Annotated in this window: 1 pseudogene; it reads right to left on the bottom strand. The window is 58.0% G+C overall.

What is annotated here, in order from left to right:
• Positions 1-1,045, bottom strand: a pseudogene (locus tag ACTHS3_RS14380) (ATP-dependent DNA helicase RecG); the annotation flags it as partial.

The raw sequence follows: 1,045 nt of genomic DNA, 5'->3' as shown, positions 1-1,045 counted from the left end.
ACGCCCAAATAACCGTCCCTGCTGGAAAGCCATCTTGCCAAATGCGCTTCGACGATTTCAGGGTTTTGTTCAATCAGCAAAGGGGCGATTTCGCGCGCTTGTTCTAAAAGGTGTAAGTCCTCTTCAAGGTTGGCAAAACGCAGCATGGGAACGCCGCTTTGACGCGCACCGAGAAATTCGCCGGGGCCGCGGATGTTGAGGTCTTGGCGGGCGATTTCAAAGCCGTCGGTGTGTTCGTAGATGACTTTCAGCCGCGCTTTGGCGAGTTCGCTCAAGGGCTCGGCAAACAGGAGGACGCACACGCTTTCTGCCGCGCCGCGCCCTACCCGTCCGCGTAATTGGTGCAGCTGCGCCAAGCCCATGCGCTCGGCGTGTTCGATGACCATCAGGGCGGCGTTGGGCACATCTACGCCGACTTCGATGACGGTAGTGGCGACCAAGACGTTCAGACGGCCTGCCGCAAACTCCGCCATGACTTCGGCTTTTTCGGCGGCTTTCATGCGCCCGTGTACCAAGCCGATGTTGAGTTCAGGCAATGCCGCCTGAAGCTGCTCGAGGGTTTCGGTAGCGGTTTGCAGTTGCAGGGTTTCGCTTTCTTCAATCAACGGGCAGACCCAGTATGCCTGCTGCCCTTTGCGGCAGATGTTGAGAACGAAGCCTTCGACTTCGGCGCGGCGGATATTGTTGACGAGGCGGGTTTTAATCGGGGTGCGCCCGGGCGGCAATTCGTCGATGACGGACACGTCCAAGTCGGCGAAAAAACTCATGGCAAGCGTGCGCGGGATGGGCGTGGCGGACATCATCAGCTGGTGGACGTCGCGCCCTTTATTTTTAAGGGCAAGGCGTTGAGCGACGCCGAAGCGGTGTTGTTCGTCCACAATCACTAAGCCCAGATTTTGGAACTCGACGTCGTCTGAAAACAGGGCGTGCGTGCCGACGGCGATTTTGACAGAGCCGTCAGCCAGTTTGGCTTTGGCTTCGTCTTTGGCTTTTTTGCGCTGGCTGCCGGAAAGCTAGACGACTTCAAGACCTAAGGGCTCAAGCC

The organism is Neisseria sp. P0009.S007, assembly GCF_051962515.1.
This window is presented reverse-complemented; position numbering and strand designations above follow the sequence as displayed.